24 protein-coding genes are annotated in these 26,547 nt (G+C 69.4%); 10 read left to right on the top strand and 14 right to left on the bottom strand.

All coding sequences use genetic code 11. The features are described 5' to 3' along the window. Position 1 precedes the first annotated feature (1 nt). The 6 genes from bioF (at position 2) to FOF45_RS06560 (ending at position 5,114) form a co-directional block, all read left to right on the top strand. Entirely contained in the window at positions 2-1,228 is a 1,227-nt protein-coding gene (bioF, locus tag FOF45_RS06585) for an 8-amino-7-oxononanoate synthase (protein WP_158983214.1), read from the top strand. Then, positions 1,225-1,629 carry an ACT domain-containing protein gene (locus FOF45_RS06580; RefSeq protein ID WP_158983212.1) on the top strand — a complete coding sequence of 135 codons (405 nt, stop codon included), beginning with the start codon at positions 1,225-1,227 and terminating at the stop codon, positions 1,627-1,629. Before bioF ends, FOF45_RS06580 begins: the two co-directional genes overlap by 4 nt. Positions 1,630-1,684: 55 nt before the next feature. After that, positions 1,685-2,458 carry a pimeloyl-ACP methyl ester esterase BioH gene (gene bioH / locus FOF45_RS06575; protein WP_158983210.1) on the top strand — a complete coding sequence of 258 codons (774 nt, stop codon included), beginning with the start codon at positions 1,685-1,687 and terminating at the stop codon, positions 2,456-2,458. A 91-nt stretch (positions 2,459-2,549) separates the two neighbouring features. Then, positions 2,550-3,455, top strand: a complete 906-nt coding sequence (bioC, locus tag FOF45_RS06570; RefSeq protein WP_158983208.1) for a malonyl-ACP O-methyltransferase BioC — start codon at positions 2,550-2,552, stop codon at positions 3,453-3,455. Then, positions 3,452-4,444: a multidrug resistance efflux transporter family protein gene (locus tag FOF45_RS06565; RefSeq protein ID WP_233264069.1), complete on the top strand. Its 993-nt coding sequence runs from the start codon at positions 3,452-3,454 to the stop codon at positions 4,442-4,444. The genes bioC and FOF45_RS06565 overlap by 4 nt, the downstream gene beginning before the upstream one ends. Positions 4,445-4,511: 67 nt before the next feature. Continuing rightward, entirely contained in the window at positions 4,512-5,114 is a 603-nt protein-coding gene (locus FOF45_RS06560) for a hypothetical protein (RefSeq protein WP_158983206.1), read from the top strand. A gap of 3 nt (positions 5,115-5,117) precedes the next feature. Here FOF45_RS06560 and FOF45_RS06555 read toward each other — a convergent pair whose 3' ends face one another. The 6 genes from FOF45_RS06555 to FOF45_RS06530 form a co-directional block, all read right to left on the bottom strand. Further along, entirely contained in the window at positions 5,118-6,602 is a 1,485-nt protein-coding gene (locus tag FOF45_RS06555; RefSeq protein WP_158983205.1) for an ArnT family glycosyltransferase, read from the bottom strand. A gap of 74 nt (positions 6,603-6,676) precedes the next feature. Continuing rightward, the gene (locus tag FOF45_RS06550; protein WP_158983203.1) at positions 6,677-7,102 is read right to left on the bottom strand and encodes a ketosteroid isomerase-related protein; all 426 of its coding nucleotides are present in this window, start codon (positions 7,100-7,102) and stop codon (positions 6,677-6,679) included. Positions 7,103-7,370: 268 nt separating this feature from the next. Next, on the bottom strand, positions 7,371-8,117 hold the full coding sequence (locus FOF45_RS06545; RefSeq protein ID WP_158983201.1) for an MHYT domain-containing protein: 747 nt from the start codon (positions 8,115-8,117) through the stop codon (positions 7,371-7,373). 25 nt (positions 8,118-8,142) lie between these two features. Then, complete coding sequence (locus FOF45_RS06540) at positions 8,143-8,928, bottom strand: hypothetical protein (protein ID WP_158983199.1); 786 nt, start codon at positions 8,926-8,928, stop codon at positions 8,143-8,145. Positions 8,929-9,085: 157 nt separating this feature from the next. After that, entirely contained in the window at positions 9,086-10,069 is a 984-nt protein-coding gene (locus FOF45_RS06535; RefSeq protein ID WP_158983197.1) for a threonine ammonia-lyase, read from the bottom strand. Positions 10,070-10,084: 15 nt separating this feature from the next. Further along, positions 10,085-11,008: a DMT family transporter gene (locus FOF45_RS06530; RefSeq protein ID WP_199244446.1), complete on the bottom strand. Its 924-nt coding sequence runs from the start codon at positions 11,006-11,008 to the stop codon at positions 10,085-10,087. Between the two features lie 200 nt (positions 11,009-11,208). On the opposite strand from FOF45_RS06530, the gene FOF45_RS06525 reads away from it, so the two are divergent. Together FOF45_RS06525 and mnmG are read left to right on the top strand one after the other, a co-directional pair. Further along, the gene (locus FOF45_RS06525) at positions 11,209-11,778 is read left to right on the top strand and encodes a hypothetical protein (protein ID WP_158983195.1); all 570 of its coding nucleotides are present in this window, start codon (positions 11,209-11,211) and stop codon (positions 11,776-11,778) included. A gap of 523 nt (positions 11,779-12,301) precedes the next feature. Further along, on the top strand, positions 12,302-14,191 hold the full coding sequence (gene mnmG / locus FOF45_RS06520) for a tRNA uridine-5-carboxymethylaminomethyl(34) synthesis enzyme MnmG (RefSeq protein ID WP_158983193.1): 1,890 nt from the start codon (positions 12,302-12,304) through the stop codon (positions 14,189-14,191). A gap of 35 nt (positions 14,192-14,226) precedes the next feature. On the opposite strand, the gene FOF45_RS06515 is transcribed toward mnmG, so the two are convergent. Beyond that, on the bottom strand, positions 14,227-14,442 hold the full coding sequence (locus tag FOF45_RS06515) for a hypothetical protein (RefSeq protein ID WP_158983191.1): 216 nt from the start codon (positions 14,440-14,442) through the stop codon (positions 14,227-14,229). 116 nt (positions 14,443-14,558) lie between these two features. Between FOF45_RS06515 and FOF45_RS06510 the strand changes: the two genes are divergently transcribed. Together FOF45_RS06510 and FOF45_RS06505 are read left to right on the top strand one after the other, a co-directional pair. Further along, positions 14,559-15,812 (top strand): sialidase family protein, encoded by a 1,254-nt coding sequence (locus tag FOF45_RS06510; protein ID WP_158983190.1) that lies wholly within the window; start codon positions 14,559-14,561, stop codon positions 15,810-15,812. Then, positions 15,809-16,234 carry a GFA family protein gene (locus tag FOF45_RS06505; protein ID WP_158983188.1) on the top strand — a complete coding sequence of 142 codons (426 nt, stop codon included), beginning with the start codon at positions 15,809-15,811 and terminating at the stop codon, positions 16,232-16,234. Before FOF45_RS06510 ends, FOF45_RS06505 begins: the two co-directional genes overlap by 4 nt. A 3-nt stretch (positions 16,235-16,237) precedes the next feature. Here the strand turns inward: FOF45_RS06505 and FOF45_RS06500 are convergent, their stop codons facing one another. The 7 genes from FOF45_RS06500 to glyQ form a co-directional block, all read right to left on the bottom strand. Further along, positions 16,238-16,741, bottom strand: coding sequence for a GNAT family N-acetyltransferase (locus FOF45_RS06500; protein ID WP_158983186.1), 504 nt, complete (start codon positions 16,739-16,741; stop codon positions 16,238-16,240). 3 nt (positions 16,742-16,744) lie between these two features. Beyond that, positions 16,745-17,125, bottom strand: a complete 381-nt coding sequence (locus tag FOF45_RS06495; protein WP_158983184.1) for a thiol-disulfide oxidoreductase DCC family protein — start codon at positions 17,123-17,125, stop codon at positions 16,745-16,747. Then, positions 17,122-17,559, bottom strand: coding sequence for a hypothetical protein (locus FOF45_RS06490; RefSeq protein WP_158983183.1), 438 nt, complete (start codon positions 17,557-17,559; stop codon positions 17,122-17,124). The genes FOF45_RS06495 and FOF45_RS06490 overlap by 4 nt, the downstream gene beginning before the upstream one ends. Positions 17,560-17,599: 40 nt before the next feature. Then, positions 17,600-21,535: a translocation/assembly module TamB domain-containing protein gene (locus FOF45_RS06485; RefSeq protein ID WP_158983181.1), complete on the bottom strand. Its 3,936-nt coding sequence runs from the start codon at positions 21,533-21,535 to the stop codon at positions 17,600-17,602. A gap of 7 nt (positions 21,536-21,542) precedes the next feature. Continuing rightward, a complete protein-coding gene (locus FOF45_RS06480) occupies positions 21,543-23,426 on the bottom strand; it encodes an autotransporter assembly complex protein TamA (RefSeq protein ID WP_158983179.1) in 1,884 nt (627 codons plus the stop codon). 130 nt (positions 23,427-23,556) lie between these two features. Beyond that, a complete protein-coding gene (gene glyS, locus FOF45_RS06475) occupies positions 23,557-25,629 on the bottom strand; it encodes a glycine--tRNA ligase subunit beta (protein WP_158983177.1) in 2,073 nt (690 codons plus the stop codon). Next, the gene (glyQ, locus tag FOF45_RS06470; RefSeq protein WP_158983175.1) at positions 25,629-26,543 is read right to left on the bottom strand and encodes a glycine--tRNA ligase subunit alpha; all 915 of its coding nucleotides are present in this window, start codon (positions 26,541-26,543) and stop codon (positions 25,629-25,631) included. Before glyQ ends, glyS begins: the two co-directional genes overlap by 1 nt. Positions 26,544-26,547 lie beyond the last annotated feature (4 nt).

Raw genomic sequence — 26,547 nt, 5'->3', positions numbered from 1 at the left:
CATGGGACGCACGGGCTGGCGTGAGCGGATCGCAGCGGCACGCGCGGAGCGCGAGGCCACCTCCCGTGTGCGCGTTCGGCGCACGGTCAGCCTGCGCGACGGCGCCCGATGCCTGGTCGAAGGGCGTTCGCTGCTGAATTTCTGCGGCAACGACTACCTCGGCCTGTCCCAGCATTTCGCCGTGGTCGGCGCACTGCAGGACGCCGCCTCGCGCGAAGGCGCCGGCGGTGTCGGCTCGCACCTGGTCTGCGGCCACCACCAACTCCACGACGCGCTCGAGCGCGAACTCGCCGACTGGCTCGGCGCGCCGCGCGCGCTGCTGTTTGGCAGCGGCTACCTGGCCAACCTGGCCGTGGTGCAGGCGCTGCTCGGCGACGACGACGTGTGCGTGCAGGACCGGCTCAACCACGCCAGCCTGATCGATGCCGCGCGCCTGGCCGGCTGCCGCCTGCGCCGCTATCCGCACGGCGATGCCGAAGGCGCGATCCGCCAGCTGCGGAGCATGCCCGACGGTGCGGCGCTGATCGCCACCGACGGCGTGTTCAGCATGGACGGCGACATCGCGCCGCTGCGCGAACTGGCCCTGGTGGCACGCGTGCAGAAGGCGCTGCTCTACGTCGACGACGCGCATGGCGTCGGCGTGGTCGGCCCGGACGGTCGCGGCAGCGTCGCGGCCTCCAAGCTCGGCGTGAACGACGTGCCGTTGCAGCTCGCCACCCTGGGCAAGGCCCTGGGCGGTTATGGCGCGGCGGTGCTGGGCGACGAGGACCTGATCGGCCATCTTTCCGAGACCGCGCGCAGCTACGTCTACACCACCGCGCTTCCGCCCGCGCAGGCCGCGGCGACGCTGGCCGCGGTCAAGCTGGCGCGCACCGAACACTGGCGGCGCGGCAAGCTCGAGGAACTCATCGGCCGCTTCCGCGAGCGCGCCCAGCGCGCCGGGCTGGAGCTGATGGATTCGCAGACCCCGATCCAGCCCGTGCTGTGCGGCGACGACGCCGGCGCGCTGGCGATGTCGCAGTGGCTGGAGCAGTCCGGCTACTGGGTCGCGGCGATCCGTCCGCCGACCGTGCCCGAAGGCCGTGCCCGCCTGCGCGTCACCCTGTCCGCACTGCACGGCGTGGCCGACGTGGACGGGCTGGTCGACGCCATCGCCAAGGCGCGCGATCGCGCCCGCCTCGGACTGACCGGCGCAGACGTGCGCGAGAAGACCGTCCTGGCGCGATGACCGCGCAGCGCGACCTCGCGCGCCTGCTCGCCACGCTGGAGGCGAGCGCGCGTGAAGGCGAATACGCCTTCGTGTCCCGACCCGCCACCGACGCCGCGCTGGCCGCCGAGGCGCTGGCCAGCGTGTGCGAGGCCGAGGGCGTCACCTACGTCGTCCCGTGCGAGGTCGCCGACGCGCACGGGCTGGCTTACGATTTCCGCGCCGCCTGGCTGACCCTGGGCGTGCATTCGGCGCTGGACGCGGTCGGCCTGACCGCCGCCGTCGCCGACGCGCTGGCCCGACACGGCATACCGTGCAATGTGCTGGCCGGCTTCCACCACGATCATCTGCTGGTCGCGGCCGCACGCCGCGACGACGCGCTGGCGGTGCTGGCGGCCCTCTCGCAGGGCAGCCGCACCTGACATTCCCCCCTTTGCCTTCCGCTGCGGACGGCAACGCAAGAGCCATCGACGCCCCATGTACATCGAAACGCGCGGGCAGGGTCCCGCGCTGGCACTGATCCACGGCTGGGCCATGCACGGCGGGCTGTTCGCGCCGCTGGTGGATCGCCTGTCCGACCGCTACACGCTGCACCTGGTCGACCTGCCCGGGCACGGCCATGCACGCGAGGACGCCGCGCCGCTGTCTCCCGAGGCGCTGGCGCCGGAGCTGGTCGCGCGCATTCCCGACGCCGTCTGGCTGGGCTGGTCGCTGGGCGGCCAGTTCGCGCTGCGCTGCGCCCTGGATTTCCCGGAGGAAGTGCGCGGCGTGGTGATGGTCGCGTCCTCGCCACGCTTCGTGACCGACGAAGGCTGGTCGCATGGGGTTTCGCCGCAACTGTTCCGTGATTTCGGCGAGGCGCTGGGGCGTGATTTCCGCGGCACGCTGGAAGGCTTCCTCGCACTGGAGGCGCTGGGTTCGAGCTACGCGCAGGACGAACTGCGCAGCCTCAAGGCGCAGGCCTTCGAGCGCGGCGAGCCGTCCGAGCGCGCGCTGCAGGAAGGGCTGGTGCTGCTGGATCGTCTCGACCTGCGCGGCGAACTGCCGCGCCTGCGCGTGCCGAGCCTGTGGATCTCCGGGCGTCGCGATCGCCTGATTCCCGCCGGCGCGATGCCCGCCGCCGCGGCGATGGCGCCGAACGCGCGCAGCGTGGTGATCGCCGGCGCCGGCCATGCGCCGTTCCTCGGCGCCGCCGACGAAGTGGCGACGCAGATCGACGCCTTCATGCGCGCGGTGACCGCGCCGGCCTGATGCCGGCGCCTTCATCGCGATCCATTCCCTGCGATTCATCCTCACACCGTCCCCCTTCTGGTAACGGAAGGCAGACCGCAACATTCCCCCGATGACCGACACCTTCGACCACCGCCAGGTCCGCCGCGCCTTCTCCCGCGCCGCGCACGGCTACGACGATGCCGCCGCGCTGCAGCGCGAAGTGGCCTCGCGCCTGATGGAACAGCTGGACTACCTCGACGATCCCGCACTGAAACGCGCGCCGCCCGAGGTGGTGGTCGATATCGGCAGCGGCCCCGGCCATGCGGCCATCGCCATGCAGAAGCGCTGGCCGAAGGCGCACGTGATCGAGCTCGACCTCGCCCTGCCGATGCTGCGCGAGGCACGCCACAACGCCGGCGGCTGGCGGCCGTTCGCGCGTCGTCCGGACGCGGTGTGCGCCGACGCGCGCGCGCTGCCGATTCGCGACGGCAGCGTCGACATCCTGTACTCCAACCTGTGCCTGCAGTGGATCGAGGACCTGCCGGCGGTGTTCGCCGGCTTCCGCCGCGTGCTCAAGCCCGAGGGCCTGCTGCTGGTGTCGACCTTTGGCCCGGACACGCTGCACGAACTGCGCGGCGCGTTCGCGGAGGCCGACAACGCCCCGCACGTGAGTCCGTTCGCGTCGATCGCGCAGTTCGGCGATGCGCTGATCGCGGCCGGCTTCAAGAATCCGGTGCTCGATCGCGACGAGTTCGTACTCGCGCACGACGATCTCGGCGGGCTGATGCGCGAACTGCGCACGCTCGGTGCGACCAATGCGATGGTCGATCGCCGTCGCAGCCTCACCGGCCGTGCGCGTTTCGCACGCGCGGCGGAAGCGTACGAGCCGTGGCGTCGCGACGGCCGCCTGCCTGCGACGTGGGAAGTGATCTACGCGCACGCGTGGGGACCGCCGCCCGGCCAGCCGATCCGCGTCGGCGGTGTCGACGAAGTGCACGTGCCGGTAAGCGGTATCCGCATCAGGAAGCGTTCGTGAACGCACGACGCATCGCGCTCGCGTCGGTCGCGATCGCGCTCGCCTCGGCGTTCTTCTTCACCTGCACGTACGTGCTCAACCGCGCGGCCGCGGTCGAGGGCGGCCACTGGGCGTGGACGGCGGCGCTGCGTTACCTGATCACGTTGCCGCTGCTGCTGCCGGTAATGCCGTGGCAGGGCGGCGTCGCGCCGGTATGGCGCGCGATCCGCGCGCATCCGGGTCCGTGGCTGTTGTGGAGCGGCATCGGCTTCGTGCTGTTCTACGTGTGCCTGAGCTACGCCGCGTCGAGCGGTCCGTCGTGGCTGATCGCAGGCACGTTCCAGCTCACCGTGATCGCGGGGATGCTGTGTGCGCCGTTCCTCTATCGCGACGAACGCGCGCGCATCCCGTGGCCCGCGCTCGCGACCGGCCTGCTGGTGGTGGCCGGCGTGCTGCTGCTGCAGTTCGGCCATCGCGGCGGTGCGCTCGACAGTCACGGCTGGATCGCGCTGCTGCTGGTCGCGGTGTCCGCGTTCGCGTATCCGCTGGGCAATCGCGGACTGATGCTGCATCTGGAGCGCGCGGGCGTCGAGCTCAACGCCACCCAGCGCGTGTTCGGCATGACGCTGGCGAGCCAGCCGATGTGGTGGGCCATCGCCGCCGTGACGTTCGCCACCATCGGCCCGCCGCCGCTCGGACAGGTGACATTCGCCGCGGGCGTCGCGCTGGGCGCGGGCGTGGTCGCGACCGTGCTGTTCTTCCAGGCCACCGGCATGGTGCGGAACAACCCGACCGCGCTCGCCGCGGCGGAGGCGATGCAGGCCGCCGAAATCCTGTTCGCGACGCTGATCGGCGTGATGTGGCTGGGGGAGGCGTGGCCGCAGGGGCGCGCGCTCGGCGGTGCGGTGCTGGTGGTGGTCGGCATCGTGGTGTTCAGCATCGTGGCCACGCGCGCCGCCGCGCACGACCGGCGCACGGTCGAGGAAATGGAAAGCGACCGCGGCGCCTAGGCGACGCGCGGCGTTCAGCCGCGCCGCCGTAGAGTCGGCCCATCATCCGCGACTCACGCATCCACCGATGGCCCGATCCGCCCTGCTTCGACTGGCTGTTCCGTTGTTGTCGTTCGCACTGGCCACACCCGTGTTCGCGCAGTCGTCGTTGTCGGACTGGGGTTTCGATCCCGGCGCGCTGATGGGCGACGGACGCGAACTGCTGCTGCGTGCGCCCGATGCCAGCGTCGATGGTCTGTTCCAGGCGGTGCACGCCAGCGCGCGTTCGCCGCAGGATTCGCGCGTGCTGTGCGAGTTGTTCGATCCCTCCGCCGAACGCAGCCTGGAAGGCTACAACGGCCTTGCCGCGCAACTGAGCGAGGACAGTCGCATCCGCTTTGCCGATGCCGCGACGGAATTCTTCCTCGCCGCCGCACAGAGTCCGCGCCAGCCCTACGACGCTGCGTTCGCGCAACAGGCGTTGAAAGCCGCGGGCGTGCGCGCGGCGCTGCTCAATGACGGATTCGTCGCCGGACTCAACGGAACCGATCACACCGCGCGCTGCCGATCCGTTGGCTGGCTGCTGGACTCGCTGCAGTCGCGGCCGGCGGCCGAACGCGCATCGGTGATGCGGTTGCTATTGAGCCAGGGGCTGGATTACCTCGCACTGGCGCGCGCGCTGCCGCGCTGAACCTCACTTCGAGGGTTCGACGACGAACATGACGCGCTCGCGATAGGGGCTTCCAAGCCGGCGTACGCGATAGCCGGCTGTGACGATTCGCGCTTCCACCTGCGGCCATTGCGACTGCCTGCAGATCCAGACCACGTTCTTCTCGCCCTCGGCGAGCTCGACGGCCAAAGGCTCGTCGTAGGGAGGGTTGAAGCGCGGCTGGTCGAAGGCGCTCAGCGAGATTTTCTCGATCTGCGTGCCGGTGCCCAGGTACAGGTGCAGCCCATACCGGGCCATGTCCTCGACGAACACGACCTCGCTGATCGTGCCCGGCGCGCGTGCGCGGATCGCGCGCGCCCATTCCGATGCGTCCTTGTGCGTCGGCCACACCGCCGCGACCAGCTTCATCGCCAGGAGCAGCGCCGCCCACGCCAGCAGCCAGCGCCATCGCGGCGGGGAGCGCCCTTCGCGCTGCCGCTGCATCGCCACGATCACCGCCATCGCCACGAACAACGGCAGCAGGTAGAGCGGCAGGCGCGAGCGCGCGAAGCAGAAGACAAGCAGCGGCAGCAGCAACCAGAGACTGAGCAACAACCAGGATGCATCGTTCGCGCGTTGGACCGGATCGTGTATCCATGCGCGAACCTGCGCGGGCAGTCCGCGCGTCCAGCGCAGCAATGCCGGCGTCCACGGTAGCGTGCCGACCAGCAGCGTCGGCACGTAGATCTGGATCCAGCCGTACCACTCGCCGTGACGGCCGAACTCATCCGTCAGCACGCGCCGCACGACCTCGTCGCCAACGAAGTACGCGAACAGCCCCGGGTTGCCGTGGAAGACCGCCAGGTACCACGGGAGCGCAAGCACGACGAACAGCGCGATGCCGGTCCATTGCAGGGCGCTGCTGCCGCGTCGATCCGGATGGAGTGCATCGAACAGCAGCATGACCGGCAGCACGATCAGCCCCGGCGGACCTTTGGCGATGAAGGCCAGTGCGAGGCCGCCCCACATCAGTGTCAGCCAGCGCCCTGCGTGGGCCTGCGGGCCAAAGCGTGCCTCGATGAAGGCCCACATCGCCAGGTTCATGCAGGCGGCCAGTACGAAGTCGGTGGTGATGAACTGCGATGCGCCGACCGGAAGCAGCATCGTCGCGTACGCCAGTGCGGCGACGCGTTCACTGCCGGGCGACAGGCGTGCGGCCGCACGGAACGCGAATCCCACGCACAGCAGGTAAGCCAGCGCCGCCGGTAAGCGCGCCGACCACGGATGAGGGCCGAACGTCCACAGGCTTGCGGCGATCGCCCAATAGGTAAGCGGTGGCTTGGTCCAGTGTCCGACTTCGTGGCTGCGGTGCGGGGTCAGCCAGTCGCCGCTGGCGAGCATGTTGAGGGCGACATTGGTGTAGCGGCCTTCGTCGGGATCCCAGATCCCGCGCGCGCCGAGGAAAACGAATCCAAGCGTCGCCGCCAGGACGGCGATCCACAACGCGGGGGAACGCACGACTGCAGGCATGTCGCCTCCGCCGGTTCGGCGCAGGCGGATTGTCGCGGCTGGTCCGTTAGAAAACGGTCGGAGCGACCGACCGGTCAGCCGACCTGGGCGATCCAGTCTTCGAGGTTGTAGTAGTTGCTGACGCGCTGGATGCGGCCGTCGCGCACTTCGAAGAATGCACCGCCGGGGAGCATGTACTTCTGTCCGCGCGCGGGCGGCAGGCCGGTGTCGTCGGACAGGTATTCGCCATGCACGATGTACTCGGCCGCCGCACGTCCACCGTCGGGCGAGACCATCACCACGATGTCGTGCAGCTGTTCGCGATAACTGCGCGCCATGCGCTGCAGGAAAGCGGCGAACGCGTCGCGGCCGGTTTCGCGCGGGCCCTGGTTGAGGTCGTGGACGATGTCGTCGCCGAGCAGGGCCAGCATGCCGTCCCAGTCGCCGCGGTTGAACGCAGCGTAGTAGGCCAGGATCAGTTCGGTGGCGCGGTCGTGGGTGCGGGTGCCGTCGATCTTCATCATCGCGAGTCCTTGCGGGCAAGCTCGCCGGGCTGGATGCCGGCGCGGTCCACGATGATAGCGGCCGCGCCCGGCGGCGCGAACGTGATCGACACCACAGTCGTCCCTCTCCCCTTGCGGGAGAGGGACAGGCGCGAAGCGCCAGGGAGAGGGGTGGCGCCGGTTCGGGCTAAGAGCACGCGCTACGCGGTCCCCTCTTCCGCCCTTCGGGCACCTTCTCAGCTCTGCACTCCCTTCGGTCGCCGCGAGGGGAGAAGGGAAGCGCTCCTCAGATCCGCATCGTCGCCCGCTGGCGCTGCCGCACCAGGCTGGTGACCAGCACCACGGCGAGCATCGCCGAGGTCACCGCGAACAGCCCCGTGCCGAGGCGTTCGCCGCTCAGGCCGACGGTCGCGACCGCGTTCGCATCGGGGACGAAGGTCGCCGCATGCATGCCGGTGTAATGCATGCCGCACACCGCCGCGCCCATCATCAGCGCGCTGCCGAGCATCCGCATCCGGCCGCGCAGGTTGAATGCGAGCCACAGCGCGGCTATCGACGCGACCACGGCGATCGCCGCGGATGCGCCGACCATCGCCATGTCGTATCGGATCGTCGCCGGCATCCGCATCGCGGCCATGCCGGTGTAGTGCATGCCGGCGACGCCGGCGCCCATGAACAAACCGGCGACGATCAGCTTGCCCCAGCCGAAAACGCCCGAACCCGCGATGGCCAGGCCGATCATGCACGACGCGATCGCGATGCCCGCGGACTGCGTGGTCAGCTGCAGGTCGTACGACACCGGGATGTCCATGCGGCAGGCAAGCATCGCGATGAAGTGCATCGCCCAGATCGCGCCGCCGCCCATCGTCGCGCCGGAGAAGAAGATCGCGCCCACGCGCTGGCCGAACGTGCGCGCGCCGGGAATGCCGATCGCCAGCTGCAGCGCGGTGAAGGAACCCAGGACCGAAACGAGGTACGAGAGAACGACCAGCAGTGGATCGTGGACGCATTGGACGACGTGATCGTGCGGCATTGCGGACCTCCCTTGTCAGTGTGGCTCAGGCTCTGAATTCGAAGCTGCAGATCTCCGCGCCGGTGTTCCGGCAATGGGTTTCGATGACGCGCAGGCCATGCGTTCCGTGCGGCGCACCGAGCAGGCCGCCGAGCATGCCGCGCAGGAAATGGCAGCACGTGCCGTGCTGGCCGCGGTGGCAGAACGGGCTGTTGGGCACGCGCAGGCTGTCGCCGTGCAGTTCGGCCTGCACGATCTGACGCAGGGCGGGCAGCGCGATGTGACGGACCGCATCGCCCAGTTGCAGGTGTCCGCCGAGTGCGAAGTCGCGCTTGTAGACCCACGCGCCCACGCGCTGGCCGACATAGCGCAGCGCGGGTTCGCGCTGATCCGGGGAGAGTTCGCGTTCCAGTGCGAGCAGCGGGATGAAGATGTTCGGATAGTCGCGCGCGAGCTGCGGCAGCAGCGCTTCGATCAGGCGCGAGTCGGCGAGCGTGGGCAGCGTGTTGGTACGACGCGGCGATGCTTCGGTGACTTCAGGCGGCGCTTCGACCACCGGCTGCGTGTCGTCGGGGCGCGACGCCTCGAAGCTGCGCACCAGCGGGTGCGTGCCCAGGCATTCTTCCAGCGGCGGCAGGCTCGTGCGCGGACCGCGCACGAGCATCGTCAGCACCACGCCATCGCTGTCGCCGGCCATGCGCTGGCGAAGCAGCGTGAAGCCATTGGCGATCACCGTCTGGCCGAGCGCCAACAGCAATCCTTCGCGTCGGTCGGAGACGACGCGAAACTCGACATCCACCATCAGCCACCTCCCCAGGGGCCTGAGTGTCATTCCAGAAATGCACCGCGGCGCGTACGGTCCGCGATCCCGGGTCCCCACCCGGTGCCGCCTTGCGGCGACGCGATCGCGGCGTCATTCACGCCAGAATCGGCAAGGTATTGTTAGCACGGTCACACAAAAAGCAATGGCGGCGCGAATCGCCGCGCATTCAGCCGCGCGCGAACAACTCGGGCAGGGCGTCCGGATCGACGTTGCCACCCGACAGCACGATGCCAACCCGCTGGCCGTCGAAGGTCTCGCGGTTGCCCAGCACCGCAGCCAGCGCCACCGCCGAGGACGGCTCGACGATCTGCTTGGTGCGCTGCCAGAACAGCCGCATGGCCGCGACGGTATCGGCGTCGTCCACCTTCAGCACCCGTGCGCCGTGCGCATGCAGCAACGCGAAGTTGGGCTCGCCCAGGGTGCCGCGCAGGCCGTCGCAGATGGTGTCGGGGGTGAATTCGGTGACGCGTTCGCCGCGCTGCATCGAAGCCCAGGTCTCGGCCGCGCCGCTGGGCTCGGCCAGGTGCAGGCGGGTGCGCGGCGAGCATGCGGCCACCGCGAGCGCCGTGCCCGAGGCCAGTCCGCCGCCACCGACCGGCACGACCAGCGCGTCGAACGGTGTCGCATCGCTGAGCAGTTCCAGCGCCGCCGTCCCTTGGCCGGCGATCACCCGCGGGTCGGTGTAGGGATGGACCAGCTCGGCGCCGGTCTCCGCTTGCAGCTGCGCGCAGCGGATCTCGCGCGCGGCGATGGTCGGCGCGCAGCGGTGCAGGGTGGCGCCGTAGGCTTCGATCGCCGCGAGCTTGGCCGCGACCGCGCCTTCGGGCACGACCACGTGGCAGGCGATGCCGCGCGTGCGCGCCGCCAGTGCCAGTGCCGCGCCGTGATTGCCAGACGAATGCGTGACCACCCCGCGCGCGGCGTCCTCGTCGCTGAGCGACCACACCGCGTTGCACGCGCCGCGGAACTTGAAGGCACCGGCGCGCTGCAGGTGTTCGGCCTTGAAGTGCAGTTCGCAGCCCGCGATGGCGTCAATGCTGTGCGAGCGCAGGACCGGCGTGACGTGCGCGTGCGGGGCGATGCGCGCCGCCGCGGCGAGAACGTCGTCGAATACGGGAAGGGCGGTGCGGGTGCGGGCGGTGTCGTTCATGTCCGGATGGTAGGCCTATCGCCGCGCGTTGAGCAGGCTGACCGCGGCCGAGCCGACGACCACCAGCGCCGCGCCGATCCAGCCGGTCAGGGTGATTCGCTCGGGCGCCAGCCATTGCGGCCACAGGGCGTGCACCGCCCACGCCGCGGCGATGCACAGGAGCGGCGTGGTGGCGAGGATCGCCGACACGCGCGAAGCCTCCCAGTGCGCGAGCGCCTCGGCGAACGCGCCGTACGCGCCGATCGTGTTGAACGCGCAGTACGCCAGCAGCGCCCAATGCAGTCCGTCGAGCTTCAGCAGCGACGCGGGGTGCGCGAACGGCAGCAGCGCGATGCTCGCGAACACGTAGATGAAGAGCAGGATCTGCATCGAGCCCAGGCGCACCAGCAACTGCTTCTGCAGCAGCGCGTACAGCGCCCAGACGATCGCGCCGACGACCACCAGCGAGGATCCGAGCACGTAGCCCGGCGCCCGCGCGCTGGCCGCGAGCTGGTCGGCGAAGAACAGCCCCATGCCGGCGAACAGCAGCAACAGGCCCAGCCATTGCGCGGCGCGGAAGCGTTCGCCGAACACCCAGATCCCGCCCAGAGCCATCAGCAGCGGCGCGAGCTGGATCAGCAGCTGCGCATTGGCCGGCGTGGTGTGCTGCACACCGAGCAGGTAGAAGACGTAGTTGCCGACCAGCATCAGCGCGGCCACGCCGAGCATCGCCCAGCCGCGACCGTCGAGCGCGCGATAGCCGCCGAGCCGGCCGCGCAGGCCCAGCCATGCGCCGGTGAACAACGCAGCGACCACGAAGCGGAACCAGGTCAGGGTGATCGGGTCCAGTGCCTGCAGGACCAGCTTCAGGGCGATCGGCAGCGTCGCCCAGCAGGCGGCGGTGATCAGGGTCAACAGCAGCCCCAGGCGCCAGTTGCCGGAGGCTCGGTGCAGGGTCATGGACGCGTCCGTCGGGCAGGGCGTGGCATGCTGGCACCACGGGCCGCGCGCGACAATGTTCGGCGACGCCCGAACTTCCGCCGATCCACCGCCGTCCGACTGAACGCCGTTCGTGCGCCTTCGCGGACCCCGGAAAAATTAAGGCCGGATTCAATACTCCGGCCGGAAGCTGGCGCCAACACCCTGGGGGGTCCGCACCAATGTTCCGCAAACTGCTCTTGCCTGCGCTCGCCGCCACGCTTCTGGCCGGCTGCGTGACCGACTACACCTACCGCGCCAACGGCGGTGGCGACTACTACTACGGCCGACCGACCGTCGACTACCGCTACTACGGTGGATACGGCGGCGGGTACTACGGCTATCCCGGCTACGGTGCCTGGGGTTATCCGTACCGCTACGGTGCCTACGGCTATCACGGCTATCCGTACTACGGCTATCCGGCGTACCCGCGCTATCCGTACTACCGCTACCCGTACCGCCACGGCCACGGCTACAACTACAACCACGGCGGCGGTCATCGCGGCGACTATCGCGGCTCGCAACCGAACCGGGGCGGCAACGGTCCGTGGACCGGTGTGGAAGACCTGCAGCGTCGGATCAACCAGTCGCAGCGGCCGCCGTCCTCCGGTGCCATGCCGATGCCGCGCAACCAGCCGACCCCGGCCCGGACGCAGCCGCCGCGCAACATGGGCGCACCGCGCAGCGAGGGTCCGCGCGAGGGGTCGAGCGGACGTTCGAGGATGCCGGGCATCCAGGAGCAGGAGCGCTGACCGCCGGTCGCAAGCTCGGGCGCAGTCACATTTTGCCTCTTGCGTCGACGGGCGACTGACGGCAATCTGCGGTCATTGACCGATTGCGTCGCTTTTGGACGTAATTCGGAAAGCGACCGGCTCCATGTCGGCGCCCGATGAGGAACCACGGATCCCCCCTGTTCCGTCCCCATCGGGCGTCGGCGCCCAAACCGGCCAGGCGTTACCGCCGGCCAGAAACGCGAAAGGCGCCGTCTCCGGCGCCTTTCGTGTTTGCGGCTCCCGCCGCTGGATAAAAAAGGGGGCCGAACGTCCCCCGACATTCGGCCCCCCGGCTTCCCCCGCGAGCGCTTGGCCAGCCCCTGTTCCAATTCCGGCCGGCGCTAAGCGCCTGCCCCGCTGGGTGCATGGAATATGTCGCAGGAACCGTGCCAACTTTCACCTTCCGTTCATCCTCGCCGGCGACCGCGACCCGGGTGACCTAGAATTCGCACACCGGTGAACGCACCCGCGTGTCCCGATCCAGCCTTCCTTTTCCAGACGAATGAGCCAGAACTTCTACCAATACGACGTGATCGTGGTCGGCGGCGGCCATGCCGGCACCGAGGCCGCGCTGGCGTCGGCGCGCGCGGGTGCCCGCACCCTGCTGCTCACGCACTCGGTGGAGACGGTCGGTGCGATGAGCTGCAACCCGGCCATCGGCGGCATCGGCAAGGGCCATCTGGTCAAGGAGATCGACGCCCTCGGTGGCGTCATGGCGCGCGCCGCCGACGCCGCCGGCATCCAGTGGCGTCGCCTCAACGCGAGCAAGGGCCCGGCCGTGCGCGCCACGCGCTGCCAGGCCGACCGCTCGCTCTACCGCGCCTTCATCCGCCGCGCGGTGGAGAACCAGCCGAACCTGACCCTGTTCCAGGCCGCGGTCGACGACATCGTCTTCGAAGGTGGCCGTGCGACCGCCGTGGTGACCCAGACCGGCCTGCGCTTCGACGCGGGCGCGGTGGTGCTGACCGCCGGCACCTTCCTCGCCGGCAAGGTCCACGTCGGCCAGACCACCTACGCTGCCGGTCGCGCCGGCGATCCGCCCGCGGTCGCGCTGGCGCACAAACTGCGCGAAGGCCCGTTCGTGGTCGATCGCCTCAAGACCGGCACGCCGCCGCGCATCGACGGCCGCACCCTCGACTACTCGGTGATGGAGGAGCAACCCGGCGACGATCCGCGCCCGATCATGTCCTTCATGGGCTCGCATGCCGACCAGCCGCGCCAGGTGTCGTGCTGGATCACCCACACCAGCGAGCGCACCCACGAGATCATCCGCGGCGCGCTCGACCGCTCTCCGCTGTACACCGGCCAGATCGAGGGCATCGGTCCGCGTTACTGCCCGTCGATCGAGGACAAGGTGGTGCGCTTCGCCGAGAAGGCCAGCCACCAGATCTTCGTCGAGCCTGAAGGCCTCGACGTCGCCGAGATCTACCCCAACGGCATCTCCACCTCGCTGCCGTTCGACGTGCAGCTGGAACTGGTGCGTTCGATCCGCGGTTTCGAGCACGCGCACATCACGCGTCCGGGCTATGCGATCGAATACGATTTCTTCGATCCGCGCGGACTGAAGAGAACGCTGGAGACGAAGGGCGTCGACGGCCTGTTCTTCGCCGGCCAGATCAACGGCACCACCGGTTACGAGGAGGCCGCCGCGCAGGGTCTGCTCGCCGGCGTCAACGCCGCGCGTTTCGTGCGGGGCGTGGACGGCTGGAGCCCGCGCCGCGACGAGGCCTACCTCGGCGTGCTCGTGGACGACTTGATCACCCACGGCACGCGCGAGCCCTATCGCATGTTCACCTCGCGCGCCGAATACCGCCTGCAGCTGCGTGAAGACAACGCGGACCTGCGGCTCACGCCGACCGGTCGCGAACTCGGCCTCGTCGACGATGCGCGTTTCGCGCGCTTCGAGGCCAAGCGCGAGGCGATCGCGCGCGAGTCGTCACGCCTGGGCGGCCTGTGGACCGCGCCGGGGAACGCGCTCGGCCGCGAGGCGATGGACACGCTGGGTATCGAGATCAGCCGCGAGACCAGCGCGCTCGACCTGCTCAAGCGTCCCGAACTCGACTACGCCGCGCTGATGACCGTGCCATCGCTGGGACCGGCCGTGAGCGATGCGGAAGTCGCCGAACAGGTCGAGATCGGCGTGAAGTACGCCGGCTACCTCGATCGCCAGCGCGAGGAGATCGCGCGCCAGCAGCGGCACGAACACACGGCGATTCCCGACGCGTTCGACTACGCCTCCGTGCGCGGATTGTCGGCCGAGGTGCAGCAGAAGCTCGAGCGCGTGCGCCCGCAGACCGTCGGCCAGGCGCAGCGCATTCCGGGCATGACCCCCGCCGCGATCTCGCTGCTGCTCGTGCACCTCACCCGCGCGCGGCGCGAGCGCGTGGCCTGATACGGCTCACGGGCTGCGTCGCGCCTGGCACGCCTTCAGCGCGTCTTCACCGGCCCGGTTCGCCTCGGTCCGACCATGCGGCCGTTGTAGTACGAGCGGTCCGGTTGTCCGAAAACGCCGTGCGGCAGCTGTTCCACCGTTCCGCCGCGCGCCTCGAACTCCGCGATCTGCCGGCTGAGCGTGTCGTGCAGCGGTTGCTGGTGGCGGAGCGTGTTGTCCGCGCTGGCCGGGAGATCGATGCGTGTGCGCATGGCCTGATCGTGTCGGGGGAGAGGTCCGATCATCCGCGCGCATCGCGTCGACCGTGTTGATCCGGCTCAATCCCGCCATCGCCGGAGCCGCGAGGGTTTCGCGCTAAGCTGCGCGCATGACGCCGAGCCGACTGCTTCTGCCCGCTGTCCTGCTGCTGTGCGCGGCCTGCGATCGCGCACCGCCCGTGGCCGTCGAGACGCCCGCCGCACAGGAGCGGCCCACCCGCATCGTCGCGGCCGACTGGCCCTTGCCGGCATCGCACGACGCCGCGCAGCCCGACCTCGTGCGTGCACCCGACGGCAGCCTGCTGCTGTCGTGGATCGAACCGCAGGGCGAGGGGCATTCGCTGAAGTTCGCGCGTTTCGCGAACAGCGCGTGGAGTGATGTGCGCGAGATCGCGCGCGGCGACGACTGGTTCGTCAACTGGGCCGACACGCCGCACATCGCGCAGACCGCCGATGGCGCGTTGTGGGCGCACTGGCTGCGCAAGTCCGCGAGTGCGAAATACGCATACGACGTGGTGCTGGCACGCTCCGGCGACGGCGGCGCGACCTGGTCGAAGCCGCTTCCCGTGAACGACGACGGCACGCCGACCGAACACGGGTTCGTCTCGCTCTGGCCTGCGGCCGACGATCGCATCGGCGTGGCCTGGCTGGACGGGCGCAACAGCGGCGGCGGGCACGGAGGCCACGAGGGACATGGCGGCGCGATGACGATGCGCACCGCGCTGTTCGACGCCGGGCTGCAACGCAGCGAAGAACGCGAACTCGACGCGATGACCTGCGATTGCTGCCAGACCGACATCGCCAACACCGCGAACGGTGCATTGCTGGTCTACCGCGACCGCACGCCGGAAGAAATCCGCGACATCAGTGCCGTCCGCCTGCAGCCCGGCGCGCAGTCCAAACAGGTCCATGCCGACGGCTGGAAGATGCCGGCCTGCCCGGTGAACGGCCCGGCGATCGCATCGACCGGTCGCGATGTCCTCGTCGGCTGGTACACCGCCGTCGGCGACATGCCGGCGGTGAAGCTGGCGCGCAGCGATGACGCGGGCGACGCGTTCGCTGCACCGCTCACGCTCGACAGCGGCCCGCAGGTGCAGGGTCGCATCGATGTCGCGCTCGACCATGCCGGCGCGTGGGCCGTGTGGACGCGCGAGGATGCGAACGGCCAGTCGCTGCAGTTCGCGCGTTTCGCGCCGGACCTGTCGCGCGAACTGCAACGCGGCGAAGTGGCGAAACTTCACGGCCGTGGACGCGGAACCGGATTCGCCAAACTGGTCGTCGACGGCGATGCGTACGTGGTCTGGACCGATGTCCTGGACAAGCGACCGCAGTTGCGCGGCGCGCGCTACGCGGTGTCGCGATGAACGCGCGGCACGGCGGTTGCCATTGCGGTCGGCTCGCCTACGAGGCGCGCTTCGCGAAGCCGCTGACGGACTACACGCCGCGCGCCTGCGACTGTGGCTTCTGCCGCAAGCATGGTGCGGCGTGGCTGTCGGATGCCGGCGGTTCGCTGGTCCTGCGCCTGCGTGGCGATGCGCTGTTTTATCGACAGGGCTCGGGACAGGCGGAGTTCCTCGCCTGCCCGCATTGCGCCGTGCTGGTGATGGTGACGGCCGAAGTGGCCGGCATGACGTACGCGGCCATCAACGCGCGCACGCTCGATGATGCGGATCGCCTCGCCGGTGAACAACCGGCCTCGCCGCAGAAACTCGCGGCCACGGAAAAGATGGAACGCTGGTCGCAGCTGTGGTTCGCCGACATGAAGATCGTCCACGTCGACGACTGACGTTCACGCATCCAGCGCGAACAACTGCAGGTCTTCCTCGCCCAGGTTCACGATGGCCTGGAAGTGCAGGCCGATGCGGGCGAGCACTTTCACCGACGCCTCGTTGCCCGGCGAAACGATCGCGAGCAGGCGCGGCAACCCGAGCGTGCGAATCGCGTGGTCGCGCACCGCCGTACACGCTTCCACCGCATAGCCCTTCGACCAGTAACGCGGCAGGAACGCGTAGCCGATGTCCGGTGCGGGCAGCGTGTCGCGCCGCACCAGCCCGCTCATGCCGAGTGCTTCGCCGGTTTCCTTGAGTTCGACCAGCCACAGGCCGTAGCCGTGGCGCGCGTAACTCGCACGCGGGCCGTTACGGACGTAATGCACGGCACTGGCGAGGTCGCTGACACCGCGGTCGCCGATGTTTTCCAGGAACGACGGGTCGGTCAGCAGCTCCAGGATGAAGGGAGCGTCGTTCTCGACGATCTCGCGCAGCCGCAGGCGTTCGGTTTCGATGATCTGCATGTGCTACCAGTGTCCTTTGCGCCGGTTCCAGCGATACAGCTGGCGGGCGAATGCGTTGTAGAGCCAATGCGATAGCGGCCGCAGCAACGGTGCGCGCGTGATGCGCGCCAGCCAGCGCTGCTTCGGCGTGCGCTGCCACAATTCGGTGAAGGCGTCCGCGCCGATATGCAGCTGACCTTGTTCGTCCTTGACGTAAAGCCGCTCGCGCACGTCCTCCAGCGATGCGCCGACCTGCGCGACGGACTCGGGCTGCGCATGCACGTCGATCCACTCGACATCGAGCCCGCACGCCTGCATGTCCGCGCGCTGCGCATCGACGCCGGCTTTGCAGACCGGGCAGGCGCTGTTGTAGAAGACCTGCGGTTTGTGGGGCGACTCGCTCATCGCATCGTGTTGGCGCGGCTGTGCGGACCAAGACAATCGCGCAACCGCGTCTTGAGGTCCAGTGCCGCCCCGTCGATGCCGAGATCGGCGAAATACGGGCCGCCGCCGCGGATCCGCGTGACGATCCTTCCTGCCGGAGGTGAGAACTCGGTGCGGCTGCGCAGGCCGACGATGTTGTCGCGTGCGTAATCGCCCGTCTCGATCACGCCACGCGCGCTGTCGATGCGGGTCACGTTCGTGTTCATCCAGCCACGCCGTCCCGGGCGAGCGGCCACGCTGTCCGATACGCAGTCGAACACCTGCGCGGTGGTCACCGTTCCAGGAACGTCCAGCGCGAACGAGGCGCGCGGTTCGAACAGCGCGGACAGCGTCGCGTCCACGACCGAACAGCCCGGCAGGATCGCCAGCGCCGCCGACAGCACCATCGCGCGCATCCCGCGTCCCTGCAGGAGAGGACCGCAGGTCGGCACGCGCCTACTTCTCCTTGCGCCAGTTGATCGACGCGCGGTTCTCGATCGTGCTCGACTCGATCTGCACGTCGAAGCCCTTGCGCAGCAGGTACTTGAGCATCAGCACCTGGCCGGTGCCGAGCAGCGATACGCCGTAGCCGACGTACAGTCGCGGCGAGATGTGCTTGCCGATGCCGAGCACGCTGCCGCCGAGTGCGCGGCTGTCGCTGACGCCGGCATCGTCCAGGCCGAGCTTGGCGCCGAGCTGCGAGGCGATCAGGCTGCCGCCGGCCGACAGCGCCGCGCTGGCGGCGTTGACCTGCTTGCTCTCGTCGCTGTTCGCGCTTGCCAGCGGGCGACCGAGGGTGAGATAGGCCAGCGCTTCGGACTGCGAACTGGCCGGATCGGACCAGACCTCCGCGGTCGGCGCACTGGCGCGGCCGCGGATGTCGACGCCGGCGGTGACATCGCCGACCACGCGCTCGGCGCGCACGTTGAGGATCGGGTCGGACACCGGGCCGCCCGACCACGACAGCTCGCCGCGCGTAATGCTGAGTTCCTGTCCGTAGGCCTTGTACTGGCCGTGCACCTGCAACTGGCCGCTCGCGGTCATCTCGCGGCCCGGATGCGAGCGCACGCGCATCTTGCCGCCAAGACCGCCTTCCAGGCCGAAGCCGTTGAGCTTCACGTCGTCGCCGAGCGCCAGCGTCAGGTCGAGATCGAGCGGCGACGCGCCGGTTTCCTCCGGATCTTCCGGATCGAGCACGACCACGTCCGGCGATGCGGACACGCCCTGGTCCAGGCGCTCCAGATCGATGCGCGCTGACGGCACGGTCACGGTGCCGGTCACGGTGATCGGCTGGCCCGCGGCGTAGCGCACCTGCACGTCGGGACTGGCGATCGCGTGCAGGTCGCGCGTGTCGGAGACCAGCACGTTCTGGCCGGTCACGGTCAGCAGCAGCGGCGCGCTGGTGTTCTGCCAGTTGAGCGAGCCGTCGACGTTGAGCGTGCCTTCGCCGGAACGGATCGAACCGTCGATGCGCGCGGTGCCGTCGGGCAGCGCGTCCACGCGCACGTCGCCGTTCTCCAGCACGATCGCCAGCGACGGGATCTCGGTGCTGAACTGCGACAGCCGTGCCTGTCCGCCGAGCTGCGGCCGCGCACGCGTGCCCGCAAGCGTGATGCGCGCGTCGAGGCGGCCCTTCGGTTCCATGATGTCGGGCGAGAACAGTTCCAGCCATACCAGCTCGTCGGTGTTGATCGCGACCTCGCCTGCGATCGGCGCGAAGTCGTCCCAGCCGGTGGCGATGCGCGCATCGATGCGGCCGCCGCTGTTGAACGCGGTGGTGAGCTCGCCGTTGATGCGGCGCGGGTCGAAGGTCGCGTTGAGCGCAAGGTTGTCGTAACTCAATACTTCGCGACGCGAACGCGCGCTGTTCTTGAGACCGCCGCCGGCCGAGCGCACATTCACCTGTCCACGCCACGCGTTGCCGACCGGGCGCAGCTGCCCATCCAGCGAGATCTCGCCGCGCAGGATCCACGGACGGCCTTCTTCGCGCTCGGGCAAGTACGGCACCAGCAGGCTCAACGGCAGCGCTTCGCCGCGCACGGCGAGCCCGCGACGCGGCCAGTCCGCGTTCGCGCACAGCGAGCCGCCGCCGCTCGAGACGAAGCAGCTGTTGCTGAGCGAACCGTTGCGACCGTCCCAGCTGAAGCGCGCCGCCTGTTGCAGTCGCCATGACGCGCCGCGCACCGGTGCGAGCTGGAACGCCGACAGCGCGCCCTGCCACGTGTTGCCGCGCTTGTTCGCGTTGCCCGCCAGCGTCAGCACGCCGATGTCGCCGCGTGCCTCGCCCTGGAGCTGCAGCGATTCGACCGCGCCGCGCGCATCGACGCTCAGCGACGAGAACGGCAGTCCGGCTTCGAGTCCGCTCGCGCGGATCGCGATCGCACCGTCGCCGCGCTGCCACGGCAGGCGACCCTTCGCGCTCAACGAATCGGCGCGGTAGTCGCCGTACTTCAGGCCGCTGCCGGTGAGGTCGGCGACGACGTCAGGCGCGGTACGCGGACCCTTCAACTGCAGCGATCCGCGCAGCGTGCCGGCGCCGCCGGGCAGCAGGTCGCTGAGTACCAGCGGCGAGAACTTCGCGTCGATGTCGAGCGCGCTGGCGACCTTGCCCTTCGCGTCGATGCGGCTGGTGCCGAGCGTGAGCGCGACGTCGCCGTCGTAGGCGGTTTCGCCGCCCGCGTTGCCGGCGCCGTGCATCGCGAAACGCGCGCGTCCGCCGAGCGGACGGTTGCGCAGACGGCCGCCGAGACTGGTCGCATCCGCGGCGATTTCCAGTCCGCCGTCGTCGCGCGTGCTGCCCTTCGTGGCGAGCTTGCCGTTGACCGAACCCTTCCAGTCCGCGGCGAAGTAGCCCGGATCGAAACCGGCCAGCGTGGCGTTGATGTCCCAGCCCAGCGACGGCGCCCACGCGACCGTGCCGCTGCCATCGAGCGTGCCGCTGGGCATGCGCGCCTGCAGCGTCTTGAGCACCATGCGCTCGTCGTTGCCGCGACCGTCGAACCGCACCGTCGCTTCCTCGCCGTCGCGACGCAGCGTGGCATTGCCGATCGCGGCCCATGATTTCATCGTGCCTGCGAAGCCCAGGTCGGCGTCGGCCTGGATCGCCACCGGCACGGTCTGCTCGCCCGGTGCGGCCTGCGTCGTGACCTTCTGCAGCTTGGCCGCACTCACGCTCGCCGGTGGATTCGTCGTAGGTGCGGGGACAGTGGTCTGTCCGCCGAAGGTCAGGTCGCGCGCGTTCGCGGCGAAACGGAAGCGCGCATTCTCCGGATCCTTGAAATCCGCCGTGCCGCGCAGCGTCGCGGTGCCGTCGAAGATGCGCAGCGACAGCGGCTGCACGTCGAGCACCTGGTTCTCCACGCGCACCTTCGATGGCAGCACCGTCGCGACCAGATCGCCCTGGCGCAGTTCGCCGCGCAGGTCGGCCGATCCGCCCACGCCGTCGGCGCTGAAACTGAAGATCAGCGGCTGGTCGTCGTCGCTGGCTTCGGCGCCCGTGACCAGGCCGATGTCGAGTCCTTCGGAATCCGCATCCAGCCGCCAGCGCGGCTGGTCGCGACCGCGCAGCACGCTGCTCGCGTGCAGCGGCGACGGCGTGTGGCCGGCGATGGCGACGCTCATGCGCGACAGATCGCCGCGTGCGACCAGGCCGACGCGCGCGGGCGTGCGTCCTTCCGCCGCGGGCAGCACCGCGCTCGCGGTGACATCGGTGCGGTAATCGTCGCGCGGCACGTAGTCGCCGTGCAGGTTGAAGCGTCCGCGATCGCTGTCCACGAACACGTGCTCGACATGCAGCTGTCCTTGCCGCGCATCGAGTCCGCCGCGCAGCGTGCGGATGTCGATCAGCTTCTCGCGCTCCTGCGTGAGCACGAAGCCGTCGACGCGCACGTCGTCGGCCTGCAGTTCCAGGGGCGGCGCGATCTCGGGCAGCACGTCGGGCCACTGCGGCAGCTCGAACGGCTCGTCGCTCTTGGGCAGTTCCAGCGTCGCGTTGGCGATCTGCAGTGCATCCAGGCGCAGTCGGCGGCGGATCAGCGGGCGGATCGCCGGATCGATGTGCACGCGGTCGGCGGTGAACACGATGCGGTCGTAGGTGAAGCGAACGCCGTTGAGCGTGAGCGGTCCCGACAGCGGACCCTCGAGTGAACGCCACGACAGCGTCGCGTTTTCCGGCAGGCGAGCGACGATCTGCGCCATCAGCAGGTCGCGGCCGCCGATGCTGGTGAGCAGCCAGTACAGGAACACGCCCGCGATCAGCGCCAGCGCGACCGACACGATCGCCGCGCGCACGGCCAGCCAGCGCAGCCGCGCGAAGCGGCGCTTGCGCAGGTCCGCGATCCGCTGTTCGTGCGGGTCCTGCGGGATTTCGTTGGCGGGAGTGGGCTCGCTCATGGACGCCTCACCAGGACGCACCGATGTTCAGGTAGATCTCGTAATCCGAATCCGGATCGTTCAGGCCGCGCGCGATGTCCAGGCGCACGGGGCCCACCGGCGAGCGCCAGCGTACGCCGACGCCAACGCCGGTGTGCAGGTCGAAATTCTGGTCGCGGTCGGTGGGATCGGACACTTCGCCGCCGAACTTGTTGAATGCGTCGCCGGTGTCGACGAAGGCCGCCGCACCCCACGGGCCGTTGTTGAAGTAATGCTCGAACTCGGCCGACGCGGTAACGACGTACTTGCCGCCAATCGCGTACTTCTTGCCGTCCATGCCGATGGTATTCGGGCCGACTTCGCGGAATCCGTAGCCGCGGATGCTGTTGTCGCCGCCGGCGAAGAACCGCAGGCTCGGTGGCATGTTGACCAGCGCATTGGTGAACGTGCCGCCGGCTTCGGCGCGCAGGATCAGACGATTGGCCGCGCCGATGCCCTGGTACCAGCGCGCCTGGCCCCAGGCCTGCGCGAAGTCGGCATCGGAACCGACGCTTTCCAGGCCGCCGCGCACTTCCACGGTGACGCCGATGCCGTGCCTGGGGAAGATGCGGTCGTCGGTGTCGATGTACTCGGCGCGCAGCGACGGATACAGGAACGTCGCGTAGTTGTACCCGGTGGTGACGAGCTCGTCGCTCTCTTCGGCGTCGTTGGCTTCGTCGGTGCCGGGATCCGGACCGTCCGCGCCGCCTTCGAACGCCGCGTACGCCCAGCGTTCGCGCAATGCATGCAGCGCGGCGATGACGGTGAGGCGACGGCTGACCTGGCCGCTGCGGCTGGCGACGATCTCGACCTTGCGCGTGTCCATGTAGTCGGTCTGTTCGTCGTAGTACTGCGCGCTGAAGGTGTACCAGCCGTCGAGCCACGCGAACGCGGGGATGCGGTACTGCGCAGTCGCGGTCTTGCGCTTGGTCGCCCAGTCGATCTGGCCCAGCGCCTTGTGGCCGCGGTCGTTGACGTAGCGGCGCTCCATGCCCAGGCGCACGCCGGGACCACTATCGGTGCCGTAGCTGGCACCGGCGGTGTAGACCGTGCGCTTGGCCGGCGTCAGCGTGACGGTGACCGGCACTTCGTTGTCGACGGCTTCTTCGGGTTTTGGCTCGATCTCGATGCTGGAGAAGTAGTCCAGCCGCGCCAGCGATTCGCGGAAGCGGTCGAGCTTGCCCTGGTGGTAGTAGCTGCCCTGTTCCCAATAGATCAGCTTGTCGAGCAGGCTCTTGCGGATGATCTCGTCCGGCACCTGCTCGATGGTGATCGGGCCCATGTCGTAGCGGCCACCGCTGCTCCACACCAGGTCGATGTCGGCGGCGCGCTCGGCGCGCGTGACTTCGACGCGACGCGAGCTGAAGTCCGCGTCGAAGTAACCGCGCTCGGCGAGGCGGCGCGTGATCTTGGTCTTGCTGGCCTCGTACAGCGCGTGGTCGAACACGTCGTCGACCTGCGGACGGAACGCGGCGAGGTCCTGCTGCAGGTAACGGTCCTCGCTGCCCTCGCCGATGATCGCGATGTCGGCACGGCGCACGCGCACGGGTTCATCGAGGGTCACGTCGATGGTGACCGTCACGCCAGTGTCGCCGCTGCCGCTGCGTTCGATCTTGATCGTCGGCGAGTAGTAGCCGAACGGCTCCAGCGCTTCGCGCGTCTCGTCCTCGGCCTCGCGGATCAGGTAGGACAGGCGGCGGCCGGGCACGTCCTTGCCGACGGAATCGACCAGCGACAGCGCGCCGCGCACGTTGAGGGTCTTGGTTTCGTCCAGCCCGCGGATGTCCACCTGAACGACCTTCGCCGCCTGCGCGGTGCCGGCTGCGGCGAGCGACAACGCAGCGATGGCCAGGACGCGGGGGAAGGTCGGCATGCGTGGCAGGATAACCGGGGCGTGCGGCGAGGCTGGTTAACGGTCGGTGTAGGCCGTCGCGCGCAGGTCGCGCGCAACGGCCCCGCGATGGCGCCTGCGGGCCCGCACGAGGCAGGCCCGCGATGCGGGATCAGATCGACAGATGCTCGATCGCCGCGACGCTGCCGAGTCGGTCCGACAGTCGCTTGAGCAGGGCGAGGCGGTTGTTGCGCACGGTCGCGTCGTCGACGTTGACCATCACGCCGTCGAAGAACGCATCGACCTGCGGACGCAGGCGCGCGAGGCGTCCGAGCGCGGCCACGTAGTCGCGCTTCGCCAGCATCGGATCGGTGTCGGCGATCGCGCCGTCGACCGCGTCGGCCAGCTCGCGCTCCGCGTTCTCCGCGAACAGCGCGGCGTCGACCTTCGACGTCACCTCGCCTTCGACCTTCTTGAGGATGTTGCGGATGCGCTTGTTGGCCGCGGCCAGCGCCTCGGCCTCGGGCAGCTTCGCGAACTCGCCGATCGCGTTGAGGCGATGGTCGAAGTCGGGCAGCGAATCGTGCGGCACGTTCTCGACCGCATCGAACTGCACCGACGCCACGCCGCGATCGGCGTAGTAGCCGCGCAGGCGGTCGTAGACGAAGCGGGTGACGTCGTAGCTGCCGATGTCGGCCGCCGTGGTCGGCTGTAATGCGACGGCGCGTTCGATCAGGTCGTGCAGCAGCACGTCGTGCCCGCCTTCCAGCAGCGTGCGCGCCAGACCCAGCGCATTGCGGCGCAGCGCGAACGGATCCTTGTTGCCGGTCGGCTTCAGGCCCGCGGCGAAACCGCCGGCCAGCGTGTCCAGGCGCTCGGCGATGGCGAGCACCTGGCCGAGCTTCGACGGCGCGATCGCGTCGCCCGCGAAACGCGGCATGTAGGCCTCGTCGATGGCGTGCGCGACATCCAGCGGCTGGTTCTCGACCGCTGCGTAGTAACGGCCGGCGATGCCCTGCAATTCCGGGAATTCGCCGACGAGGCGCGACTGCAGGTCGGCCTTGGACAGCTCCGCGGCGCGGCGCGCCAGCGCGGGATCCACGCCAACCTGCGCCGCCACCGCTTCGGCCAGCGCGGCCACGCGCGCGACCTTGTCGGCGATGGTGCCGAGCTTGTCCTGGTACTTCACCGAAGCCAGACCTTCGTTCATCGAGGACAGGCCCTGCTTCATGTCTTCCACGAAGAAGAACTTGGCGTCGGCGAAACGCGGGCGGATCACGCGCTCGTAGCCCTTGCGGACCTCGACCTCGTCCTTCGATTCGATGTTGGCGATGCCGACGAAGTGCTCGCTGAGCTTGCCTTCCGCATCGAGCACCGGGAAGAACTTCTGGTTCGCTTCCATCGTCGCGATCAGCGCTTCCTGCGGCACGGCGAGGAACTCGCGCTCGAAGCTGCAGGCGACGGCCTTCGGCCACTCGGTGAGGCCGTTGACCTCCTCGAGGATGCCCGTGTCGATGCGCGCGCTGCCGCCGGCGGCCTTCGCGGCGTGGTCGACTTCCTGCACGATGCGCTCGCGACGCTCGTCCGGATCGACCAGCACGCATGCGGCGCGCAGCGATTCGACGTAGTCGTCGGGCGTGCTGAACCACACCGGCTTGTCGTGCATGAAGCGGTGGCCGCGGCTCATGCGGTCGCTGCGCACGCCGAGCAGGTCCGCCTCGACCACGTCCTTGCCGTGCAGCACCACCAGCCAGTGCACCGGACGCGCGAAACCGTAATCGTGGTCGCCCCAGCGCATCGGCTTGGGGATCGGCATCGCGGCGATGGCCTCGCGCAGGATCTCCGGCAGCAGTTCGCGCGTTTGCGCGCCCGGCTTGACCGCGCGATGGACGAAGCGCTCGCCCTTGTTGTCGGTGGTCTTCTCCAGCTGCGTCCAGTCGATGCCGGCCTTCGCGGCGAAGCCCTGCAGGGCCTTGGTCGGCTGGCCGTCGGCGTCGAGCGCGATGTTGAGGTACGGACCTAGCACTTCCGATTTCTGTTCGGGCTGTTCGGTTTCCACGCCCGGCAGCTTCACCGCGAGGCGGCGCGGCGTGTACAGAGGCTTGGCCTCACCGCGCGCGAACGCGATGCCGCGCTTCGACAGACCGTCGAGCACGCCGTCGAAGAATGCCTGCGCCAGTCCGGGCAGCGCCTTGACCGGCAGCTCTTCGGTGCCCAGTTCGATCAGGAGCGGACGCATGGCCATCACGCCACCTCCTGGCCGGCGGCCTTCTTCAGGCCAGGGAAGCCGAGTTTCTCGCGCTGGGCGAAATACGCTTCGGCCACGCCCTGGGCGATGCGGCGCACGCGCAAGATGTAGCGCTGGCGTTCGGTCACGCTGATCGCGCGACGCGCGTCGAGCAGGTTGAAGCTGTGGCTCGCCTTGCAGACCTGGTCGTAGGCCGGCAGCGGCAGGCCCAGTTCGATGAGCTTCTGGGCCTCGCGTTCGCAGGCATCGAAACGGTGGAACAGTTCGGCCACGTCGGCGTGCTCGAAGTTGTAGGCCGACTGCTCGACCTCGTTCTGGTGGTAGACGTCGCCGTAGGTGATCGGCGAGCCGTCGGGACCGTGCGTCCAGACCAGGTCGTACACGTTGTCGACGTTCTGCAGGTACATGCACAGGCGTTCGAGACCGTAGGTGATCTCGCCCAGCACCGGGCGGCACTCCAGGCCACCGGCCTGCTGGAAGTAGGTGAACTGGGTGACCTCCATGCCGTTGAGCCAGACCTCCCAGCCCAGGCCCCATGCGCCGAGCGTCGGCGATTCCCAGTTGTCCTCGACCAGGCGCAGGTCGTGCACCAGCGGGTCCACGCCGAGCGCCTTGAGCGAGTCGAAGTACAGCTCCACGATGTTGTCGGGGCTGGGCTTCATCGCCACCTGGTACTGGTAGTAGCGCTGCAGGCGGTTGGGGTTCTCGCCGTAGCGGCCGTCGGTGGGACGGCGGCAGGGCTGCACGTAGGCGGCGTTCCACGGCTCCGGTCCGAGCGAACGCAGGAAGGTGGCCGGATGGAAGGTGCCCGCACCGACCTCCAGGTCGAGCGGCTGGATCAGCACGCAGCCCTGATCCGCCCAGAAGGCGTTCAGGCGCTGGATCAGTTCCTGGAAGGTAGGTGCGGCCATCGTC

The organism is Lysobacter panacisoli (assembly GCF_009765165.1).
GTDB classification, from domain to species: Bacteria; Pseudomonadota; Gammaproteobacteria; order Xanthomonadales; family Xanthomonadaceae; genus Lysobacter_J; species Lysobacter_J panacisoli.
Note: the sequence above shows the minus strand (reverse complement) of the source record. Positions and strands in the feature narration are given on the sequence as shown.

Bases quoted from the DNA above. Each gene is read 5' to 3' on its own strand.
- FOF45_RS06545 (WP_158983201.1), bottom strand. From the start codon at position 8,117: ATGCCGCACGATCACGTCGTCCAATGCGTCCACGATCCACTGCTGGTC.
- FOF45_RS06495 (WP_158983184.1), bottom strand. From the start codon at position 17,125: ATGAGCGAGTCGCCCCACAAACCGCAGGTCTTCTACAACAGCGCCTGC.
- FOF45_RS06580 (WP_158983212.1), top strand. From the start codon at position 1,225: ATGACCGCGCAGCGCGACCTCGCGCGCCTGCTCGCCACGCTGGAGGCG.
- FOF45_RS06530 (WP_199244446.1), bottom strand. From the start codon at position 11,008: ATGACCCTGCACCGAGCCTCCGGCAACTGGCGCCTGGGGCTGCTGTTG.
- FOF45_RS06550 (WP_158983203.1), bottom strand. From the start codon at position 7,102: ATGAAGATCGACGGCACCCGCACCCACGACCGCGCCACCGAACTGATC.
- FOF45_RS06500 (WP_158983186.1), bottom strand. From the start codon at position 16,741: ATGCAGATCATCGAAACCGAACGCCTGCGGCTGCGCGAGATCGTCGAG.
- FOF45_RS06560 (WP_158983206.1), top strand. From the start codon at position 4,512: ATGGCCCGATCCGCCCTGCTTCGACTGGCTGTTCCGTTGTTGTCGTTC.
- FOF45_RS06555 (WP_158983205.1), bottom strand. From the start codon at position 6,602: ATGCCTGCAGTCGTGCGTTCCCCCGCGTTGTGGATCGCCGTCCTGGCG.
- FOF45_RS06525 (WP_158983195.1), top strand. From the start codon at position 11,209: ATGTTCCGCAAACTGCTCTTGCCTGCGCTCGCCGCCACGCTTCTGGCC.
- FOF45_RS06480 (WP_158983179.1), bottom strand. From the start codon at position 23,426: ATGCCGACCTTCCCCCGCGTCCTGGCCATCGCTGCGTTGTCGCTCGCC.
- glyS (WP_158983177.1), bottom strand. From the start codon at position 25,629: ATGGCCATGCGTCCGCTCCTGATCGAACTGGGCACCGAAGAGCTGCCG.
- FOF45_RS06540 (WP_158983199.1), bottom strand. From the start codon at position 8,928: ATGACACTCAGGCCCCTGGGGAGGTGGCTGATGGTGGATGTCGAGTTT.
- mnmG (WP_158983193.1), top strand. From the start codon at position 12,302: ATGAGCCAGAACTTCTACCAATACGACGTGATCGTGGTCGGCGGCGGC.
- bioH (WP_158983210.1), top strand. From the start codon at position 1,685: ATGTACATCGAAACGCGCGGGCAGGGTCCCGCGCTGGCACTGATCCAC.
- FOF45_RS06490 (WP_158983183.1), bottom strand. From the start codon at position 17,559: ATGCGCGCGATGGTGCTGTCGGCGGCGCTGGCGATCCTGCCGGGCTGT.
- bioC (WP_158983208.1), top strand. From the start codon at position 2,550: ATGACCGACACCTTCGACCACCGCCAGGTCCGCCGCGCCTTCTCCCGC.
- FOF45_RS06535 (WP_158983197.1), bottom strand. From the start codon at position 10,069: ATGAACGACACCGCCCGCACCCGCACCGCCCTTCCCGTATTCGACGAC.
- FOF45_RS06485 (WP_158983181.1), bottom strand. From the start codon at position 21,535: ATGAGCGAGCCCACTCCCGCCAACGAAATCCCGCAGGACCCGCACGAA.
- glyQ (WP_158983175.1), bottom strand. From the start codon at position 26,543: ATGGCCGCACCTACCTTCCAGGAACTGATCCAGCGCCTGAACGCCTTC.
- FOF45_RS06510 (WP_158983190.1), top strand. From the start codon at position 14,559: ATGACGCCGAGCCGACTGCTTCTGCCCGCTGTCCTGCTGCTGTGCGCG.
- FOF45_RS06505 (WP_158983188.1), top strand. From the start codon at position 15,809: ATGAACGCGCGGCACGGCGGTTGCCATTGCGGTCGGCTCGCCTACGAG.
- FOF45_RS06515 (WP_158983191.1), bottom strand. From the start codon at position 14,442: ATGCGCACACGCATCGATCTCCCGGCCAGCGCGGACAACACGCTCCGC.
- bioF (WP_158983214.1), top strand. From the start codon at position 2: ATGGGACGCACGGGCTGGCGTGAGCGGATCGCAGCGGCACGCGCGGAG.